The organism is Streptomyces sp. CMB-StM0423, from assembly GCF_002847285.1.
Classification (GTDB): domain Bacteria; phylum Actinomycetota; class Actinomycetes; order Streptomycetales; family Streptomycetaceae; genus Streptomyces.
On record NZ_CP025407.1, the window covers coordinates 1,094,921 to 1,110,901 of the forward strand.

Genomic DNA, 15,981 nt, shown 5'->3' on the forward strand with positions numbered 1-15,981 from the left:
GACTCGCCGGATACCGGCGCACGCCGGAGGCCGCCGAATTCCGTCCGCCGCCGGGACGCGACCGCGCCGTCGGCTGCGGTACGGGATGACCGCCGCCGGACGGCAGGTCGTCGAGCTCCACCGGTGAAGCACGCCGTTCCCTTGTCCAGCACGAGCCGAAAGGCCAACATGCCCAGGAAACCGACCCACCTCGACTCGATCGTCATAGGCGCCGGATTCGCCGGTATCTACATGCTGCACAAGCTCCGCAACACGCTCGGCATGAACGTGCGGGCCTTCGAGCGGGGTACCGGTATCGGGGGCACCTGGCACTGGAACCGCTATCCGGGCGCGGCCGCCGATGTCGACAGCATCGCGTACCGCTACTCCTTCGACTCCGACCTGCTGCGGGAGTGGAACTGGAAGACCCGCTACGCGCCCCAGCCGGAGATCCTGGCCTATCTGGAGCACGTGGTCGACCGGTACGACCTGCGCGGGGACATCCAGCTCAATACCACCGTCGAGTCCCTGGCCTACGACGAGACCTCCGGGCTGTGGACCGTACGGACCGACGACGGCGAGGAGTTCACCGCCCGCTACGTCGTCGGCGCCCTCGGTCCGCTGTCGACCGCGGCGTTCCCCGACATCGAGGGCCGGGACGGCTTCACGGGCACGCAGGTGCACACCGGCGCCTGGCCGGAGGACCTGGACATCACCGGCAAGAAGGTCGGCGTCATCGGCACCGGCTCGACCGGAACCCAGTTCATCGGCGCCGCCGCCAGGATGGCCGAACACCTCACGGTCTTCCAGCGCTCCGCGCAGTACGTCGTCCCGGCCGCCGACGGGCCGCTCAGCGACGAGTTCATCGAGGACTACCGGGAGAACCACGAGGAGTTCTGGAAGAAGGCTTTCAACTCCCGTGTCGCCTGCGGTTTCCAGGAGAGCCAGATCTCCGCGATGAGCGTCTCCGCCGAGGAACGCGAGCGCAAGTTCCAGGAGAGCTGGGATGCGGGCAACGGGTTCTATTTCATGTTCGGCACCTTCGCCGACATCGCGTTCAACCCGGAGTCGAACGACGCCGCCGCCTCGTTCATCAGGTCGAAGATCAAGGAGATCGTGCGGGATCCGGAGACCGCGCGCAAGCTCATGCCGACCGACTTCTACGCGAAGCGACCGATCTGCAACACCGACTACTACGAGACCTACAACCGCGACAACGTCACGCTGGTCTCCACCCAGGAGAACCCGATCGTCCGGATCACCCCGGCCGGCGTGGTGACCGAGGACGGCACCGAGCACGAGCTGGACGTACTGGTCTTCGCGACGGGCTACGAGGCCATGCAGGGCAGTTACAACCGGATCGACATCCGGGGCCGCGACGGCGTCTCGCTCAAGGAGTACTGGGGCGAGGAGCCGAGCAGCTACCTCGGCATGGCCGTCAACGGATTCCCCAACCTCTTCACGGTCTTCGGCCCCAACAGCGTCTTCTCCAACCTGCCGCCCGCCCTCCAGACGCAGGTCGAGTGGATCGCGGAGACCATCGACGCCGCCCGGGGGCGCGGGGCCGGCACGGTCGAGGCCACCGCCGCCGCGGAGAAGGAGTGGACCGCCATGTGCCGGGAGATGGCGGAGCACAGCCTGTTCGCGCAGACGGACTCCTGGATCTTCGGCTCCAACATCCCCGGAAAGAAGCGGCGCACGCTCTTCTACTTCGGCGGCATCGCCGCGTACCGGGAGAAGCTGGGAGAGATCGTCGCCGCGGACTACGAGGGCTTCACGCTCGACGGCGAAGTCTCGCTGACCGCGCCCTGACGGGCGGGCAGCCCGTCAGCCGACCGGGTTTCCGGGTGGGCGTCCGGCGTCGACCCGCCTCCGCGCGGCGTACGCGAGTCGACGGGCGCTCCCGCTCACCCGGGGCGCCCCACCCGGCCCCACCCCCCGGTTACGCCCACCACACACCCGCAAGACCCACTCCGAGAACGAGAGAAACAGACCATGCCGAAAGCCGACGCTCCTCCGCTGAGGGCACAACTCGACGCCCTGCTCACCGACTCCGACGGCGCACCCGGCCAACGCCCTCCGCTGGCCACTCGCGTGCGGTACGCATGTGTCATCCGGCGATTCGAGTTCCTGCCGGTCATCCTCACCGTCTCCTTCGCCCCCGCCCTGCTGGGCGCGCACGAATGGTCGGACGTCTACTCGCTCAACACGCTGCTGGGCGTGCTCTTCTCGGTCTCCGGCATGCAGATCGGGAACATGACCAATGCCCTGGCGGACCGTGAGCAGGACGCGCTGTACAAGTCCCGGCAGTCCGAGGCCATCTACGGGCTGGGGGTCTCGCGGGTCGTCGCCCACATCGGCGTATCGACGGCGATCAACTGCGCGCTGGCCGTATTCCTCGCCATCAGGACAGGGCACTGGGACCTGCTGCCGCTGGCCGTCTTCGTCGGGCTCCTCGGCTTCCAGTACTCGGTGCCCCCGCTGAAGCTGAAGGGCGCCGGCGCCTGGCAGCTCCCCACCCTGCAGCTCAGCCTGGTCTTCCTGCCCGGCCTGTTCGTCCTGCGCTCCTCCGAGTACGCCGTGGAATGGGGCAGCGTCGTGGCCCTGGCGGGTTTCGCGCTCCTCCTGGTGTCCCTCTTCGTCACCAGCCACGCCGAGGACTACATCGAGGACGAGAAGTTCGGGATCAGGACCTACACCGTCGCCTGGGGACTCACCAAGACGATGTACATCCAGTCCTCGATGCTGCTCGTGGGCGCCCCGCTGTTCCTCGGCTCGGTGTGGGTGACCTTCGGGTTCTCCTGGGCGTTCGTGCCGTGGATCGCCGCCTGGCTGCTGAGCCAGCGGCTCCTGTACACCGTCATCAGGGACGTCAGCGACAACACGCACGAGGCGGCGATCGAGGCGCTGCACAAGAAGTCGCTCATCGGTCCGTACCACGCCGCGCTGATGGGCTGGGCCACGGTGCTCCTGGCGGTCTTCGTCGTCATCGGACGGTGACCACCCGGCTATCCCCCACATGTCGTGAGCTACGCGCAGCGGCGCAGCCCTGCGGACGTCCAGGCCACCGTCCCGGTCCTCACCGCTCCCTGACCTCCCCCACAGAAATCGCACAGACGCTCATCCGTAGAGAAAGGTGGCAGCCGTCATGACCGGAACAGCTTCCCCCGGCATCGTCATCGCCGGGGCCGGGATCGGAGGACTGGCCGCCGCGCTGGCTCTGCACGCCCGCGGCCTGCGCGTCACCCTGGTGGAGGAGGCCGAGGAGATCCGGCCGCTCGGCGTCGGCATCAACATCCAGCCCGCGGCGATCGGCGAACTGACCGCCCTCGGGCTGGGCGGGAAGCTGGCGGCCACCGGCATCGCCACCCGCGAGCACCGCTACCTCGACCACAAGGGCACGACCGTGTGGACCGAGGCCCGCGGCATCGCCGCGGGCAACGACTTTCCGCAGTACTCGATCCACCGCGGCGAATTGCAGATGATGCTGCTCGACGCGGTGCACTCGCGCCTCGGAGTCGACGCCATCCGTACGGCGACCCGCGTGCGGGGCTTCGAGCAGGACGCGGACGGCGTACGCGTCCAGGTCAGTTCCCGCTCCGGCGGCGAGTCCACTCTCGAAGCCGACGCCCTGGTCGCCGGGGACGGCATGCACTCGGTCATCCGCGCGCAACTGCACCCCGACGGCTCTCCGCTGCGCCGGACGCCGGTACGGATGTGGCGCGGCCTGACCGAGATACCCGAGTTCATCGACGGCAGGACGATGATCATCGCCTCGGACGACCGGAGCAACCGGATGGTCGCGTACCCGTGTTCGCGGCCGCACGCCGAGCGCGGCAAGGTGCTCCTGAACTGGGTGTGCCTGGCCGCGGACCCGGAGTGGCAGGGCGAAGTGCAGCTCAGCCCCGGCAAGTTCGAGGACCTGCTGCCGCATTTCGCCGACTGGGACTTCGGCTGGCTCGACATCCGCGCGGCGCTGGAGTCGAGCGGGCAGCTCATGCACCACGTGATGGCCGACCGCGACCCGCTGCCCTCCTGGGGCGAGAACCGGGTCACCCTCCTCGGCGACGCCGCCCACCCGATGTACCCGATCGGGGCCAACGGCGGCACCCAGGCCATTCTCGACGGCGTCGCCCTGGCGGCAGAACTCGCCGACGCCGGCGAGGACGTGCCGGGCGCGTTCAAGCGGTACGAGAGCGTCCGGCTCCCGGCCGCCAACGCGATCGTCGAGGCCAACCGCAGCATGGACCACTCCGAACGCACCCTGGCGGAAAGCTCCGTCGACGAGATGGCCGCAGGTCTGGAGACCATCACGACCGACTACCAGGATGTCGTCGACCGCTCGTCGGCCACCCGGCACTGACAGCGCACACGGCGGGCACCGGCGGCCCGCGCCGGCTGACGGAACGGCTCGCCCCTACGGCATCGCCGGGGGGCGAGCCGTTCGCCGTGCCGTCATCAGGCGAAGCCGGGGCCGAAGGTGCGGCAGCGCCGCAGCGCCGCCCGGCTCTGGGCGATGAGGTGCAGCCTGTTCACCAGGCGCTCGACCTGGCGGTGCAGTTCGGCCGGGTTGAGGCACGGATAGACGTCGGCGAGGATCGCCCGGTCCTCCGGGGTCACGCAGCGGTGGCGCTCGGTGCGGCGGTACGGGGTCGCCGTCTCGAACTCCTTGCGGCCGCCGCCCTGCCCGCCGCCGGAGAGCGAACGCTGCTGCGGGTAGAAGTAGTTCGTCAGCCGGGAGAGCGCGGCCCAGATCTCGTTGAGGAGGGCCTGTTCACCCGGGGAGTCGTAGTGGTGGCCGCCCGCGAGTTCGTGCAGCATCCGCCAGCTCTGCTGGCCGACGTGGTTGCTGCCCCGGCCGACCGGGCGGGCATGGGTGAACGTCACCCGCCGCTGCCGGCACCAGCGGAGCAGGGCCTCGTCGATCTCTGCACCGTGGCTCCCGCAGTCGAGCCCGAGCACCGGGAAGGGCAGGTTCTTCGCGACCCCGTCGAGGGCCAGGGGTATCTGGCCGGCACCCCGGACCGTCCGGATCTCGGTCCAGCCGGTGGCGATGTCGGTGGCGGCCACGGTCAGCAGGCAACTGCCGCTTGCCGTACCGCCGTCGTGGCGTACGACCGCGATCTCGAAGAACCCGGGGTGGCCGTGGTCCCACTCCGTCCAGGTGACCAGCGGGAGTTCACCGCGCGGCCGGGAACCGGGCCGCAGCCGCGGGGCGGTCCCGGAGGACTGCCGGTACGGGGCGAGACGGCGGGAGATCGTCGCCGCGGACATCGACATGAGCAGCTCGGCGGACTCGTCGTCGATGGCCAGCTCGCGGTGGCGGCGCAGCACCGGCACCAGCTCGGGCAGCATCGGCGCCAGCCGCTTGCCCGCCGGCCGGTCGAGGATGGTCCAGCAGAGCGTCAGTGCGGCGACGACCTCCGCGTCGTACTTCCGGCGCTGCGGGGTCCTCCGGCCCAGCTTGGGACGTGCGGCGTTCAGAAGTGTGTTGCGGGCGTGGCTGCGGTGCCAGCCGGTCGCCGCACACACCTTGTCGAGGATGAGGGTCTTCTCCTGCTTGCCGGCCCGGGCGTAGCAGACGGCGTAGGTGTGGGCGAGCGCCCTGCGCTCGGCGAGCGTCGCCGCGGACTCGCCGGGCGGCGCGGCGGACCCGGGCTCGGCGACGGCCGGACGGTCCCGGGCCGCGGCGGTCGGTACCAGCAGCGCTTGCAGCAGCAAGGGCACCGCTGACCGTCTCTGGACCGCCCTGGCCTCCGGGCCGTCATCCGTGGAACTGCCCGCTCCGACCCGGACCTTGACCTTGACCGCACTCATGAGTCTGCCCTGCCCTCCGAAGGCTGCGACCTCCCGGCGAGGCCCCTGAGCAAATCGTCGAATGAGCGCAAAGCCCTGGGTTGACAACTTCTCCAAACTTCCCGCGCAATTTCTTGCGTGTGGAAACGCATCGGCAGTGGTGCACCCGGGGGGAACGTCACGTTAGGTGATAATGCATTCACCGTCAGCAAACCGAACCGTCCCGGGTCGGGCACGGCAAACATGTCTGAACTAGCGGGCCTTATCGGGTAATTGACATATGTGCCGCCTCAGGAGTTTCGCCATGCCCACATTGCGGCGGACCGCTGCCTTATGAAACCCCTGTCGGAGGTACGGCCGGCCACCGCCGCCCGCCGGGAGCAGGCGGCGGTGGCCGGCGTGCAGGTCCGCGAGCCTCCCCCGGCCAGCGGGTCGCCGGCTTGCCGAGGGCACGGCTGTTACGGGGGACCGGGGCGCTGCGCCTCGCCGGTGACGTCGAGTGTCACTTCGGACTGCGGGACGATGCGGTAGGTCGCCCCCGCCCTCGTCGGCAGCCTGAGGGTGTCGCCGTCGGTGGAGAAGCCGGCGGGCCTGCCGTTGTCGCCGTAGACCCGGACCTGTCCGCGGAACGCCTCGTGCCGCAGCACTGCTCTCCCGCCCTCGGCCGAGGCGAGCCGGATCTCCGTGGGGTTGCCCGCCCGCCATGTCGTACCCACGGTGAACGCGCCCCGGGCCTTCAGCCCGTCCACGCTCCCGTTCGCCCACGCGCTCGGCAGCGCGGGCAGGACGTCGATCGTGCCGAGGTGGCTCTGCAGCAGCATTTCGGCGATCCCGGCGGTGGCGCCGAAGTTGCCGTCGATCTGGTACGGCGGATGCGTATCCCAGAGGTTGGGGAGAGTGCTCTGCCCGAGCTGCTGGGTGAGCAGCTTGTGCGCGCGGTCGCCGTCGAGGAGCCGCGCCCAGAAGTTGATCTTCCACGCCTTGCTCCATCCCGTGCCGTCGTCTCCGCGGGCGTTCAGCGAGACCTTGGCGGCTTCGGCGAGCTTCGGCGTGGTGGCCGGAGAGATCTGCCGGCCGGGGTGGACGGAGAACAGGTGCGAGACGTGCCGGTGGTGCTCGTCCGGGTCGTCCAGGTCGGCCTTCCACTCCTGCAACTGCCCCCAGGAGCCGACCCGCAGACCCGGGTCCAGCTTGTCCAGCACGGCGGTCGCCCGCTTGGCGAAAGCCCTGTCGCCGGTCTTGGCGGCGGCTTCCGCGGTGTCCGTGAAGAGGTGCCAGAGGATCTGCTGGGACATCGACGTGCCGGCGGTCGCAGGGCCGATCTCCGGAGAGCGGCTGGGGGTGGCGACCAGAGTGCCGTCGAACGGGTCGGTGCGCAGGTTGCCGATCCAGAACTGTGCCGCCTCCTTCATCACCGGGTAGGCGACCTCGTTGAGGTAGTCCTCGTCGAGGCTGAAGCGGTAGCGGTCGTAGAGCTGGTCCGCGAGCCAGGCGCCGGACTCGGGGAAGAAGTACGCCGGGTGGTCCCAGGCGCCGGTGTGCCCGTAGATGTTGGAGGCGTGGTGGGCGACCCACCCCTGCCCGACCCCGAACATCTGCTTCGCCGTCACCCGCCCGGGCTCCCGCAGCCCGTCGACGTACGCGGACAACGGCTCGGCCGTCTCGGCCAGGTTGGCGACGTCGGCCGGCCAGTAGTTCATCTGCAGGTTGATGTTGAGGTGGTAGTCCGCCTGCCAGGGCGGGACCTCCATGTCGTTCCACACCCCCTGGAGGTTCGCCGGCAGCGAGCCAGGGCGGGAGGAGGCGGCCAGCAGATAGCGGCCGTACCGGAAGAACAGCTCCTCCAGCGCGCGGTCGGCCGGCTCGGGCCCTTCGCCGTACCGGCTCAGCAACTCGTCGGTCGGCACGTCGGGCATCTCCCCGCCGAGGTCGAGCGCGACCCGGTCGAACAGCTCGGTGTGGTCGGCCTCGTGGTCGCGCAGCAGTGCACCGTAGCCCTTGGCCGCCGCGTCGTCGGCCACCGCGGTCACCCGGGCGTGCGGGTCCTCGCCCCGGTAGTCGGGGTAGTCGGCGGCGTAGTCGGTCCCGGCCGCCAGGACGAGCGTCACCTCGTCGGCATCCCGCACGCTCACCGTGCCGTCCGCCCCGTCGGTGCGCGAGCCGCCCTCGTTGAGCACCTGGAGCTGGGCCTCGTACGCCAGGCCGTTGCTGTCGAGCGCGCCGCTGACGGTGATCCGCCCGTCGTGGGCCCGGGCCGCGCTCGTGCGGTTGGGCGGGACGCCGATCCTGGAGGTCAGGTCCACCTGCCCCGGCCGGTCGGCGCTGATGCGGGCGACGATGACGCCGTCTGCCGCGGTGGCGAAGTACTCACGGGTGAACCGCACGTCGCCCGACCGGTAGGAGACCCCGGCGACGCCCCGGCCGATGTCCAGCTCCCGGCGGTAATCGGTGGCGGGCACCGCCTGCCCGGGGAAGTCGAGCCGCAGGTCGCCGAAGCTCTGGTACGCCCCGAAGCGGCGGTGCCGGGGCGAGTCGGACGCGTGGCCGAGCTTGTCCCGCACGTACTCCGGGGACACCTGCCCCTCGTCCTGGATCCGCTGCCGGACCTCTTCCAGCGCGCCGGGCCGGGGCTCGTCCCAGTTGCCGAAGTTGTAGCCGGACACGCCCGGCCCGCCGGTCCACAGCGTCTTCTCGTTGAACTGCAGGCGTTCGGCCTCGACGCCGCCGAACACGGACGCGCCCATCGCACCGTTGCCGATCGGCAATGACCGCTGCTCCCAGCCGTCATGCGAATCGGGGGCGGGCTCGTCGTACCAGAGAACGGACCCGGGGTCGGACCCGGCCGCCGCGGCCTGCGCGGCAGGGACAACGGATAACGGGGAGGGATCGACTGCGGCTGAGGGGACGGTGAGTCCCGCGCACAGTGCAAGCATGCTCAGTCCGGTCACGGTGCGTCTGCCCATCTGGCTGCTCCCCACACCTGGATACATCGGAGGTGTTTCGGGAGTGTAGCCAGCAGTCAGCGAATCGAACACCCCCGGCGTCCGGATGAGATCGGATGTCTGTGGTGCCGGGTTCGGGTCTCCGATCCCGTGGGGGGCCGGGGTCAGGATTCGTCGTCGTCGCCGGCGAGCCTGCTCGCCAGCAGCATGAGGCCCAGGCCGATCGCCACGCCGCATACCGTCCACAGCACCCGGTAGCCCTCGACGTCGTAGTTGGTGGGCTGCGGAAGGCTGACCAGGATGAGCACTCCGGCGGCGACGGCCGCGCAGTAGAGCGCGTAGTTCCAGAAGCGGACCGCCACGGCGTGCATCAGCAGGACGAGCGCGACCACTTCGAGCCCGCGGGTCACCGCGAACAGCTTGGTCCCGGTCTCACTGGCGGGGAGCAGGATCAGCAGCGAAGCCGCGGCGGCGCCGACCAGAGCGCCGACGAGGCGCTGCGCGGCGACGAGCGTGGACTGCTCCAGACTCGGCTTCATCGCGATGGCGGTCGCGACCGGGATCCAGTAGCCGTACGAGAGGTCCAGCCCGAAGGCGAGCGCGCAGGCCGCGGCCACGGCCGCGGCGCGGATCACCGCGAACGTGATCACCGGCCAGGTCAGACGCTGCCGCGCGGTGTCACCGGGCAGCTCCGGGACCGGCTGGGGCCGGTCCCCGCGGCCGCGGGCGAGCCACTCGACGAACGTCACCGCGAGCCACAGCGCCGCTCCTCCCGCCCAGGCGACCACCTGGGCCCAGGTGTGGCTGGTGAGGTGAGCGTGGTGGTGGAGCTGGAACGAAAGCGCGAGGGCGACGATGAACCAGATGTTGAGGAGCAGGGCGGTGACGAGGCTGCGTACCCCGAACGCGACCGCCAGGCCGGCCACGAGCGTGACCGCGAAGGCCGCGAGCACCAGCCAGCCCCAGGCTTCTCCGCCGATGCCGAACCCCAACGCGGTCACCCCCGCGCCGACCAGCGCGAAGGCGGAGACACGCACGGCGCGGTGCCCGTAGCTGCCGCCGGGGTCGTCCAGCGCGGCGAACAGCAGGCCGAACAGCGCGCTCAGCAGGTACTGCTCGTGCCCGATCGCCCAGAAGACCAGCATCGGCACCAGCGCGGCGTCCAGGAACACGATCGCCCGTGGCCAGTTGAGCCCCGCGGCGTTGAGCCTGAACACCTTCGACAGCTCTCTCGCGGCCTCCCCCCGGAGGACCGAGGCCGCTTTCGGAGTGATGGAACCCGCCATGACCGCCTCGCTCGTCTGGTCTCCGGAAATGCCGCTGCGGTCCCGCATTCTCCGGCCCAGCCGTGACCGCCGCGAAGAGACGCGCAGGCCAGGGCCACATGGGGTACGTCTACCAGTCGTACGGCGGATGCGCGGCCCCGGAGCGGAAGGCGGCCGTGCCCTGGGCCAGCAGGGGTGGTGCTGCCCCGGCCCAGGGCCCCTCCGTGAGTCTCCGATGCGCGGCAGCAGGGAGAAGGTCTTGCTGCTGGTCCTGGCCACCAGCACGTCCTCGTAGAGCAGCAGTTGCGGCGAGTCCCCAGGGCCGGGGGCCGGGCCGCCCGGCTTGCCGGTGTCGACGTGGTCGCGCCAGACCTGCTCGCCCGTACGCAGATCGAGGCCGGAAAGGTCGCCCGTCGGGCCGAAGAAGTACACGGTCCCCTGCCTCACGGACACCGCGGGAGACGCCATGCCGGTCATCGTGTCCTTGCCGGGCATCCTGCTTCGACGTGTAACTGAACGACTGCACCTGTTCCGTGGCTTCTTGGGGCCCGAGCTCCGGCACGAGCGCCCGGAGCTTGGCCAGCGCGCGGTGCGCCGTACTGCGCACGGTGCCGACCGGACACCCCAGCAGCGCCGCGACCTCGGCCTCGGGCAGGTCCTCGGAATAGCGCAGCACGACCACGGTCCGCTGCCGCTTGTTCAGCCGGCCGAGCGCCGCCCACAGCGCAATCCGCAGCTCGGAGTCCGCCCCGGCGTCCGCGGCGGACTCGGGCAGTACGGCCACGGTGGTCTCGGCGCGGTACCTGCGCAGCCGCCAGGGTTGACCTGCTGGCGGTACATGACCTGGCGAATGTACGCCTCAGGCTGCTCGATGTGCGCCCAGCGCCCGTAGGACTTCATCAGCGCGATCTGCAGCAGATCCTCCGCGGCATGCCGGTCCCCGCCGGTGAGCAGCACCGCGAGCTGCAGCAACGCGGTGGAGCGCATCGCTACGAACTCCCGGAACCCGTCGTGACTCGACGCCTTCATCAACCCTCCCCTTCCTGGCAACCATCACGACGCGACGGGCCGTGCGCGGCTGTCCCTCGGCGGACGATCCAGTGTGTTCGCATCAAGCGGGCGATCGAGCCGGGGCCGCCGCGAGGACCGTGTCCCGGCCCTCCCGCCGGCCCTGCTACTGCGCCCCGGCGACCCTCGCACCGGGGACGACTCCCCAGCGGACGTTCGCTGACCGCCGGCACCCGACGAGAGAGAGGATCACCATCGGCTGGCCTTCACGGAGACGCGTCTGCGGCATGCAGGCTGCGCCCCGGCCCGGCCCGCTTTTGCGCTGCTCGATCCGGGGCGAGTGAATCTCCTGTTGCTGCCGGCGGTACGCCGTATTAGCGTGGTTTGGACGACGGTGTGTGGATCCGGCCAAGCGCTGCGGCCATATCGTGAACGCCCGGTGCGGCGTCCGTCCAGATCGGGCCGGCCGAGCCGGTTCTTCCGCCGGTCGGGGAATCTCGCCCTTCTTCGGCGACTCAAGCTGTGGGTCCCCGGGTGGCAGGTGCTGGGAGGTCCGGAAATGACGAGTGAAGCCGAAGCGCCCTGGGGAGATTCCGACCTCGACGGGTCCCGCTATCTGCCCGTCGCCGAGCATGGCCTGATCGGTGATCTGCGCAGCGCGGCGCTCGTGGGCACGAACGGCACGATCGACTGGTACTGCTGTCCGCGCTTTGACGCACCCAGTGTGTTCGCCTCGCTTCTCGACGCCGAGCGGGGCGGGTCCTTCGAACTTGCGGCGGATGTCCCGACCCGGAGGAAGCAGTTCTACTTCCCCGATACGAATGTGCTGATCACCCGCTTCTCGGCGGACGACGGGGTGGGGGAGATCCAGGACTTCATGCCGATCGTCGACGATTCGCGTGAGGCCGACCGGCACCGGCTGATCCGCCGCGTGGTGTGCGTCCGCGGATCGCTGCCTTTTCGTGCCCGGGTGGCACCCCGCTTCGCGTACGGGACGGAGCCGCACACGGTGCACGCGCAGCTCCGTCAGGTGGTCTTCGAGTCCCCGTCACTGACCCTGGCGCTGACGTCGAGTGTGCCGCTCGAAGTCGCCGGCCCGGATGCCTGGTCGGTGTTCAAGCTGCACGAGGGCCAGTCAGCCGTCTTCGCGCTCGACCAGGTCGGCGGCGACGTCCTGCCCCGCCACTGCCCCGTGACCGAGGCCGAGGAGCAGTTCAACGCCACCGTCGGCTACTGGCGGCGGTGGCTGTCCCAGTCGCGCTACCGGGGCCGTTGGCGGGAGGTGGTGCACCGCTCCGCCCTCACCCTGAAGCTGCTGACCTACGCCCCGACGGGCGCCATCATCGCCGCGCCGACCACCAGCCTGCCCGAGCACATCGGCGGAGAGCGCAACTGGGACTACCGCTACGTGTGGATCCGTGATGCGGCGTTCTGCGTGTACGCACTGCTCAGGCTCGGCTTCACCGACGAGGCCGAGGCGTTCATGGGTTTCCTCTCCGAGCACGTCCGCCTCGAATCAGCCCAGGGGCCGGGACCACTGCAGATCATGTACGGCATCGACGGGCGCCATGCCCTGTCCGAACGCGAACTTCCGCACCTGGAGGGCTACCGGGGCTCGGCCCCCGTACGCGTCGGCAACGGCGCCGTCAACCAGCTCCAACTCGACATCTACGGGGCGCTCGTCGACTCCCTCTACCTCTACGACAAGTGGGGGCAACCCGTCTCCAGCGCCTACTGGGACGCGATCAGCGCGCTGGCCGACTGGGTCTGCGACAACTGGGACCAGCCCGACCAGGGGATCTGGGAGAGCCGCGGCGGTCCCAGGAACTTCCTCTACTCACGGCTGATGTGCTGGGTGGCGATCGAACGGGCCATGCGCATGGCTCAGCACCGCGGACTGCCCGCCGACCTGGTGCGGTGGGGACGCGCCCGGGACGCGATCTACCGCCGGATCATGCACCACGGCTGGTCCACCGAGCGGAACGCCTTCGTCCAGTACGAGGACAGCCACCTCCTCGACGCATCCCTCCTGATGATGCCGCTCGCGAAGTTCGTCTCCCCCACCGACCCGAAGTGGCTCTCCACGCTCGACGCCCTGAGCGAGGACCTGGTGTCCGACTCGCTGGTCTACCGCTACGACCCGCAGATCAGCGCGGACGGGCTGCCAGGCGAGGAAGGCACGTTCTCGATCTGCTCGTTCTGGTACGTCGAGGCACTGACCCGGGCGGGCCGCCTCGACGAGGGCCGGCTCGCGTTCGAGAAGATGCTCACGTACGCCAACCACCTCGGCCTCTACGCCGAGGAAATCGGCCACACCGGGGAGCAACTCGGGAACTTCCCCCAGGCATTCACCCACCTCGCCCTGATCAGCGCCGCCGTCAACCTCGACCGCACACTGGGCTAGACCCGCCCGGGCAGACGGCGGTGCTACGCGGGTCCGGGGCAGTTCCGGGCGATGTCGCGGGCGGTCCTGGCCGCGCGGTCGGCGGTCCGGTCGAGTGCGCCCGGGGAGACCCCCATCAGCCCCTGGCGCAGGAAGAGCGCCATGCCGTGGGCGGCGGAGGCGATACGCAGCAGGAGGTCGTACGCCGCCTCCGCACCGGCGGCGACACCGGGGCACGCGGCCTTGTCGCCCGTTGCCAGGCCGGTGATGCATGCCCTTCGTCAGCGCAGCGCGTGCAGCCGCCGGGCGAACTCCACGGCGCGTGCCGCCCGGGTCCGCGGGGTGGCGAACGAGGTGGGGTCCGCGTACGGGCGGAAGCGGCGCACGTGACCGACGCGGGTGCGGCGAACGCGCGCAGCCCTTCCGCGCCGTGGACGCGCCCGTACCCGGACAGCCCGCTGCCGCCGAAGGGCAGCGCGGGGACGGCGGCGTAGCCGAGTACCGAGCCGACCGAGACCGCGCCGGCGCGCAGCCGGGCGGCCACCGCCAGGCCGTCGCGGCGGGTGCGCGTGAAGACGGCGGCGCCGAGAGCGTACGGGGAGGCGTTGGCGCGCCGGACCGCCTCGTCCAGGTCCGCCACGGCGTTGACCGCGACGACCGGGCCGAAGGTCTCCTCGCGCATGGCGGGCGATTCTTCCGGCACGTCGAGGAGCACGACGGGGCGGACGTAGGGCGACTGAACGGACTCGGGTCCGCCCAGGGGTGTGCGGGCTCCCGCGGTCACGGCCTCCTAGACGTGGTACTCGACGGTGCCGAGCTGCGAGGGAAGGGTCATCGCGCCGTAGTCGGCGGCCTCCCAGGCTCTTGTTCGCTCTGACTGCCGACAAGAATGCACTGGCTCAGGCGGTCGGTCAGGGCACCAGCACGATCTTGCCGAGGGTGTGGCGGCGCTCGAGTTCCCGGTAGGCGTCGCGAACCTGCTCCAGAGGGTAGGTGCGGGCGACGGGGACCTCAAGATCACCGTCGGCGATCCGGGCGGCCAGCTCCGCCAGCACATCGGCGCTGGCACCCTGGGCATTGCCGTCGGTCCTGGTGCCGTAACGCTCGGCATCGGTGTGGTTGATGAGGGTATCCACCCGTTCGGGCCGGACGCCCAGGTCCTCGACGGCCATCCGGACGTAGTCGGCGCCGAAGGTGTCGATGAACGCGTTCGGGACGCCGTCCCCCGCGGCCCGGCGGACGCGGTCGGCGACGCCCTCGCCGTACGCGACCGGGGTGATGCCGTGCGCCGCGAGCCAGTCGTCGTGGTGCGGGCCGGCCAGGCCGATCACGGTGGCGCCGGCGCTGCGGGCCAGTTGCGCGGCGAGCGTGCCGACGCCGCCGGCCGCGCCGGCGACCACGACGGTGTCGCCCGGTCCGGCTCCCACCGCCCGCACCGCGGCGTAGGCGGTGGTGCCGACGACAGGCAGGGCGCCGGCGGCCTCCCACGGAACGCCCGGAGGCCGCGGCGTGACGTTGGCGGCCGGCACCGCCACGTACTCGGCGTGACTGGCACGGCGGTCGGTGTACCCGATCACCTCTTCTCCGACTGCCACATTCCGTACCCGCTCACCCCGTTCCTCGACGACGCCGGCCAGGTCGCTGCCCTGGCCGGAGGGGAACGTTGCCGGCCACATCGCGTCGAGCAGGCCCTCCCGGATCGCGCTCTCCCCCGGGTTGATGCCGGCGGCCCGCACCCGGACCAGTACCTCGTCCGGCCCGGGGACCGGACGTTCGACATCCACGACCCGGAGGACGTCCACGCCGCCGTAGCCATCGAACCTCACCGCGCGGGGCATGTCGGCCTCCCTTGGTCAGCGTCGGTGGTCATGCGCACAGAGGGCGCATGCAGCCACTGTGGGCCGACGCCTGCCATCGCACCATTCGACGGCCACCGCCCGGCTGTACGTTCAGCCGATCAGGCGATCAGCCGTTGCCGTGGGCCGGCTCCGAAGGCGCCGGCCCGGGTGTGAGAGAGCGCCGAGTCAGCCCTCGGATGCCGAGGTCAACGACGCAAACGGCTTCCAGCGCTCCGGCAGGATTTCGCTGTCTGTCTGCGGCGTGTACGGCCTTTGGCCGTCAGGCCGAACCCGGGCCTGGGAGGAGGTCGACGTCGTCGGCGTGCATCGGCCGGCCACAATGACTGCAGCGCGGGTCGACGTGGCCGATCTGCCCGCAGGCATGGTGGCGGTACAGGACGGGAGGCCCGGCCTCGCCGGCGAGCCAGCGGTCGCCCCACCGCGCCATCACCATGAGCATCTCGACGAGGTCGGCGCCCTTGCCGGTGAGGTGGTACTCGTAGCGGGGGCGGGCGTCGTAGGGCTGCCGTTCGAGCACCCCTTGCTCGACCAGGTGGTTGAGCCGTTCGGTGAGTACCTTGCGGGAAATCCCGAGGTCGGCCTGGATGTGGTCGAAGCGGTGCACCCCGGCCCACACGTCACGCAGGATCAGCGGCGACCAGGGCTCGCCGATCACGTCCAAGGTACGCGCGATGGAACACGCCATCTCCCCGAACCGCGTTCTCTGCATGGCGGCAATCTATCAAGCAGGGTTCCCTTACGGAACCCAG

General features: G+C 70.5%; 9 protein-coding genes and 2 pseudogenes. 4 read left to right on the forward strand and 7 right to left on the reverse strand.

Annotated elements, in window-relative coordinates; genetic code table 11:
* Positions 1 to 168 precede the first annotated feature (168 nt).
* The 3 genes from CXR04_RS04615 to CXR04_RS04625 all read left to right on the forward strand — a co-directional run bounded on the left by CXR04_RS04615 (position 169) and on the right by CXR04_RS04625 (position 4,342).
* A complete protein-coding gene (locus tag CXR04_RS04615) occupies positions 169 to 1,791 on the forward strand; it encodes a flavin-containing monooxygenase (RefSeq protein WP_101420617.1) in 1,623 nt (540 codons plus the stop codon).
* A 183-nt stretch (positions 1,792 to 1,974) separates the two neighbouring features.
* A complete protein-coding gene (locus CXR04_RS04620) occupies positions 1,975 to 2,979 on the forward strand; it encodes a UbiA family prenyltransferase (protein WP_101420618.1) in 1,005 nt (334 codons plus the stop codon).
* A gap of 148 nt (positions 2,980 to 3,127) precedes the next feature.
* Positions 3,128 to 4,342, forward strand: coding sequence for an FAD-dependent monooxygenase (locus CXR04_RS04625; RefSeq protein WP_101420619.1), 1,215 nt, complete (start codon positions 3,128 to 3,130; stop codon positions 4,340 to 4,342).
* Positions 4,343 to 4,437: 95 nt separating this feature from the next.
* Here the strand turns inward: CXR04_RS04625 and CXR04_RS04630 are convergent, their stop codons facing one another.
* The 4 genes and pseudogenes from CXR04_RS04630 to CXR04_RS04650 all read right to left on the reverse strand — a co-directional run.
* The gene (locus CXR04_RS04630) at positions 4,438 to 5,700 is read right to left on the reverse strand and encodes a hypothetical protein (RefSeq protein WP_159072259.1); all 1,263 of its coding nucleotides are present in this window, start codon (positions 5,698 to 5,700) and stop codon (positions 4,438 to 4,440) included.
* Between the two features lie 533 nt (positions 5,701 to 6,233).
* Positions 6,234 to 8,738, reverse strand: coding sequence for a glycoside hydrolase family 95 protein (locus tag CXR04_RS04640; protein ID WP_101420622.1), 2,505 nt, complete (start codon positions 8,736 to 8,738; stop codon positions 6,234 to 6,236).
* 143 nt (positions 8,739 to 8,881) lie between these two features.
* Entirely contained in the window at positions 8,882 to 9,934 is a 1,053-nt protein-coding gene (locus CXR04_RS04645; protein ID WP_234380061.1) for an FUSC family protein, read from the reverse strand.
* A 553-nt stretch (positions 9,935 to 10,487) separates the two neighbouring features.
* Positions 10,488 to 11,011, reverse strand: a pseudogene (locus tag CXR04_RS04650) (SigE family RNA polymerase sigma factor); the annotation flags it as partial.
* 538 nt (positions 11,012 to 11,549) lie between these two features.
* On the opposite strand from CXR04_RS04650, the gene CXR04_RS04655 reads away from it, so the two are divergent.
* The gene (locus CXR04_RS04655; RefSeq protein WP_101420623.1) at positions 11,550 to 13,394 is read left to right on the forward strand and encodes a glycoside hydrolase family 15 protein; all 1,845 of its coding nucleotides are present in this window, start codon (positions 11,550 to 11,552) and stop codon (positions 13,392 to 13,394) included.
* A 260-nt stretch (positions 13,395 to 13,654) separates the two neighbouring features.
* On the opposite strand, the pseudogene CXR04_RS04665 reads toward CXR04_RS04655, so the two are convergent.
* From CXR04_RS04665 to CXR04_RS04675, 3 genes and pseudogenes are all read right to left on the reverse strand, one after another.
* Positions 13,655 to 14,229, reverse strand: a pseudogene (locus CXR04_RS04665) (aldehyde dehydrogenase family protein); the annotation flags it as partial.
* A gap of 55 nt (positions 14,230 to 14,284) precedes the next feature.
* A complete protein-coding gene (locus tag CXR04_RS04670) occupies positions 14,285 to 15,211 on the reverse strand; it encodes an NADP-dependent oxidoreductase (protein WP_101420624.1) in 927 nt (308 codons plus the stop codon).
* Between the two features lie 280 nt (positions 15,212 to 15,491).
* Positions 15,492 to 15,941, reverse strand: a complete 450-nt coding sequence (locus CXR04_RS04675; RefSeq protein ID WP_101420625.1) for a winged helix-turn-helix transcriptional regulator — start codon at positions 15,939 to 15,941, stop codon at positions 15,492 to 15,494.
* Between the last annotated feature and the right edge of the window lie 40 nt (positions 15,942 to 15,981).

Coding starts and splice junctions, on each gene's coding strand:
- CXR04_RS04615 (WP_101420617.1), top strand. CDS start 169: ATGCCCAGGAAACCGACCCACCTCGACTCGATCGTCATAGGCGCCGGA.
- CXR04_RS04620 (WP_101420618.1), top strand. CDS start 1,975: ATGCCGAAAGCCGACGCTCCTCCGCTGAGGGCACAACTCGACGCCCTG.
- CXR04_RS04625 (WP_101420619.1), top strand. CDS start 3,128: ATGACCGGAACAGCTTCCCCCGGCATCGTCATCGCCGGGGCCGGGATC.
- CXR04_RS04640 (WP_101420622.1), bottom strand. CDS start 8,738: ATGGGCAGACGCACCGTGACCGGACTGAGCATGCTTGCACTGTGCGCG.
- CXR04_RS04655 (WP_101420623.1), top strand. CDS start 11,550: ATGACGAGTGAAGCCGAAGCGCCCTGGGGAGATTCCGACCTCGACGGG.
- CXR04_RS04670 (WP_101420624.1), bottom strand. CDS start 15,211: ATGCCCCGCGCGGTGAGGTTCGATGGCTACGGCGGCGTGGACGTCCTC.
- CXR04_RS04675 (WP_101420625.1), bottom strand. CDS start 15,941: ATGCAGAGAACGCGGTTCGGGGAGATGGCGTGTTCCATCGCGCGTACC.